The organism is Aliivibrio sifiae, assembly GCF_002954705.1.
GTDB lineage: Bacteria > Pseudomonadota > Gammaproteobacteria > Enterobacterales > Vibrionaceae > Aliivibrio > Aliivibrio sifiae_A.
Genome location: NZ_MSCO01000001.1, coordinates 818,955 through 823,094 on the forward strand (window position 1 = coordinate 818,955; position 4,140 = coordinate 823,094).

At 38.6% G+C, this 4,140-nt stretch carries 3 protein-coding genes; all 3 read left to right on the forward strand.

Annotated elements, in window-relative coordinates:
• A partial coding sequence (locus BTO22_RS03745) for an ATP-dependent nuclease (RefSeq protein WP_105054329.1) occupies window positions 1-1,997 on the forward strand: 1,997 nt, incomplete at its 5' end.
• Window positions 1,990-3,849, forward strand: coding sequence for a UvrD-helicase domain-containing protein (locus BTO22_RS03750; protein WP_105054330.1), 1,860 nt, complete (start codon window positions 1,990-1,992; stop codon window positions 3,847-3,849). The genes BTO22_RS03745 and BTO22_RS03750, both read left to right, overlap by 8 nt.
• An 80-nt stretch (window positions 3,850-3,929) precedes the next feature.
• Window positions 3,930-4,140 (forward strand): hypothetical protein (locus BTO22_RS20065; protein WP_219843866.1); only part of this gene is annotated, 211 nt, incomplete at its 3' end.

Here is a 4,140-nt window from a genome sequence, read left to right on the forward strand (position 1 = left end):
CTTTTATTGGATTAGATTTATTAAATTGGCAACCTTATTGTCCGTCGTTGGATGTTTGGATTGAAGCGGACGTTAGTGAGGTTCAGAGAGTTTCTCACTTGATACCTACGTTGAAGTGGAATGGCGAGCCTTTGGGGGTTCGCTTGGTATATCAGCCCAAAAATTTGGATAAGTTACGGGAAAATTACGTACGTGAGCGTGAAGCTGTAGTTAAAGTGAATGGTGAGAAACAACTATCACTTTGGCCAAGAGATTTTAAAGATTATCTCAAGGAAAAACTACATGTTGAATTTGAAATCAAAGCGTTCTTACTTGACCCTGCTAAGAGAGATATAACACAAACGCTAACAAATGACGCAATCTGTTTTGATTCTGATCCATTTAAAGGTATTTTTCGAGTCGATACAATTGAAGCGCAAAGAGGCTTTTCTGACCCTCACTCCGATTTAGGAAAGCCAGCTAGCAGTCTATCTTCACAACTAAATGAATATTACAAGCGTCATTTAAATCCATCTGATATGCCTGAAGCTGAAGATTTAGATGCGTTAGAGGCAGTTGAAAAGGCTCAAATCGAGTTTGATTCTCGATTGGATAAAGCCTTTGAAAAAACTCTTGGCGAGATAAAGGAACTTGGATATCCAGGGTTTACCGATCCTGATATTAAGCTATCGAGCCGGTTGAATCCAATCGATACTTTAGAGCATGATGCTGCTGTAATCTTTGACGTGAGAAAACAGAATTTCGGTGACAATACATTTTCTCTTCCTGAGCAATACAATGGATTGGGTTACAAAAACTTGATCCATATAATTTTTCAGTTGATTACTTTCCGAGATCGTTGGTTGAAGGTCGGAAAAGTAGGGAAAAAGCGCTCGGAAGAAGATACGGCGATTGAACCTATTCATTTAGTTTTGGTTGAAGAACCAGAAGCTCATCTCCATGCTCAAGTACAACAGGTTTTTGTTCGTAAAGCTTATAAGGTACTCAGAGAGTATGGAGCCGTTGAAGCTAATCTGACGACCCAAATGGTTATTAGTACTCACTCTAGCTACGTTGCTTATGAAGCAGGTTTTGAATCCCTTCGTTATTTCAAAAGAAAACCTGCTTCTAGAGAACAACCTACTCCTCAAGCTGAAGTGGTGAACCTTGCGACAGTTTTCCCCTCCGAGAATAAAAATGAAACTGATGTATCGTCCACGAACAAATTTGTTTCAAGGTATCTAAAGACAACTCATTGCGACTTGTTTTTTGCTAATGGGGTGATTCTGGTAGAGGGGGCTGCGGAACGGATGCTTCTACCACATTTCATTTCCAATCATCATCAGGATTTGAGACGAAGCTATATTTCAATATTGGAAATTGGTGGTGCTCATGCGCAAAGATTACGTCCTCTAATTGAACTGCTAGGTTTGCCAACACTAGTCATTACCGATACTGATGCATGTGACTCTCTAGGGAAAAAAGCGCGCCCGAAAAGAGGAGCGTCTTTAGAGTTTGGCAGTGAAACATTAAAAACTTGGTTTGATTTTAGTAAGTTGACTTTGGACGACCTGATTGACCTACCGTCTGAGCGAAAAGTTCAAGGTAACGTTCGCGTATCTTTCCAATATGGTATTCAGATTAAATTTAAGTCGAAAGCGAGAATGCTGAAAGAAGTTATTCCTTATACGTTCGAAGATGCAGTAGCTCTGACGAACGTCGAGCTATTTAAGAAGCTAAGTAACTCAACTGGAATGGTAAAGAAAATGCATTTAGCTACAAAAATGAAAACACTAAATGCTTGTTGCAATGCTATGTATAAAGCTCTCGATGGAGAGAAAGCAAAAATGGCTTTAGATCTACTATTTGATGTTGAACCTAACGAACTGCTTGTCCCAGAGTATATAAGCGAGGGATTGGTTTGGCTAGAGAGTGAGCTAGAGACGATGAGCTTAGACTATACATGGGTACCAGAAAATCAAGCCTCTAAAATTATGGAGGAAATGGTTGGTGAGTAAGCCTAACAGCCTAATCGGGGTCGATCATGAAATCTACGGATACCTAAACCTTGATAACCCCAAGAGCTTTCTATTATTTGCTGGTGCTGGTTCAGGTAAAACTAGAACTCTAGTAAATGTATTACAAGAAATACGAGAGAAAAACTTAGGTCGTCTTATCCAAAATGGTCAACGGGTCGGGGTCATAACATATACCAATGCGGCGTGTAACGAAATCCAACGACGCTTGTCTTATGACCCATTGTTTCACGTATCCACAATCCATAGCTTTGTTTGGGAGATGATTAAACCGTTTACCGAAGATATTAAAGGGTGGCTTAAGACAAAACTTAGTGCCGATATCGAGGATCTTAACTTAAAAATCTCGAAAGCCAGAGACATCAACGGTAAGACAGCTCAGCAAAATATTAGAAAAAGAGAGTCTAAAGCTACGAGATTAGACGAATTACGATTGATTAAAAAATTTTCGTACTCGCCTACAAGTAATAGAGTCGAAAGAGGTACGGTTTCTCATGAAGAAGTTATACAGATTACTGCAACTCTATTGAATGAGAGTCCGTTACTCCAAAATATACTTACGAATAGGTATCCTATACTTTTAATAGATGAAAGTCAGGACACTAGAAAAGAGCTCATGGAGGCTTTCATTCAAACTCAAAGTTTGAATTGTTCGAAGTTTTCTCTTGGGTTATTTGGAGATCTCATGCAAAGGATTTATGGAGGAGGAAAACATGATCTTGAATCCTCATTGCCTGAAGATTGGAAGACCCCATCAAAGACGATCAATTACCGCTGTCCGCAGCGAGTAATAGAGTTAATTAACAGTATTCGCGAAGAGGATGATAAGAAAAAGCAGGAGCCAAAAGCAGGAGCGTCGCTTGGAATCGTTAGGTTGTTTATTATTGATTCTGATACTGCGTGTGAGCGAGATGTAGAAGCTTCAATTAGAGCTAAGATGTCAGCTATTTCAGATGATTCTTTTTGGCTTGAACCAAATAAGATAAAAGCTCTTACTTTGGAACATGCAATGGCAGCTATCAGGGGGAACTTCGATAAGTTTTATTTGCCACTTGCAACAGTTGACAGTCTGAGAGATTCCTTACTTAACGGAACAAATGTTTCTTTAAGGTTTTTGTGCAATAGCCTGTTACCTCTTGTTAAGGCTATTCGAGTTCGAGATGAGTTTGCTATTGCAAGTATTATCAAAAAGTACTCTGGAGTTATTAGCTCCAATAACGTAGATTTTTGCTTAGATCCAATATTGACTCTTAAGAATACAGATAAGTCAGTTGATAAAGTAAGAGTCATAGTCTCGGAACTTGATCCTCCTGTAGCACAGGTTTTGCGTTTGATAAAAGATTGCAAGCTACTTTACATTCCTGATGAACTAAATGTTCTTCTTGTAGGTTCATCTGACGAGACAAACGATGAGGAAGAGGAGAATTTAAGCAAACGGTCAATTGCGTGGAATCAGGCTTTTTTAGCCCCTATCAGTCATTTGGAAAACTATGCTCTTTATATTAATGAAGAATTAGGGTATGGAACACATCAAGGGGTTAAAGGGTTAGAGTTTGAGCGTGTTATGGCAATTATGGACGATAATAATGCAAATGGATTTTTGTTCCGCTATGAAAAACTATTTGGTGCTCAAGAGTTATCCCAGACGGATATACGAAATCAATCCGAAGGTAAAGACTCTGTTTTATCAAGAACTAGAAGGTTATTTTATGTGATATGTAGTAGGGCAGAAAAGAGCTTAGCTGTCGTTGCATATACAAAAGATCCTGAAGCTGTTAAGCGGAAGAGTTTAGAGTCTGGTTGGTTTAGGGAAGATGAAATTGAAATGATGTAGATAGAGTTTTCTACCTTAAACTAATGCTAGATAGTGTGTTGTTGGAGATAAAAATGTATGGACTGTTTTGATTAATTTTTATGGCTAGTTTTGAGTCTTTTCCTATTGAATTTTCATACTTAAGCTATCTATTTTTTGTTCATTTAGTACAGTTACTAACTTATTATTGTCCAGTAATTACATTCCACCCACAAAAAAGGATCCAGCCTAAACCCGATCCCTCAACATCAGCCGCATTCCCTGCGGCTTTTTACTATCTATTATCTAAACTTAAACCAACCCTTACGGCCA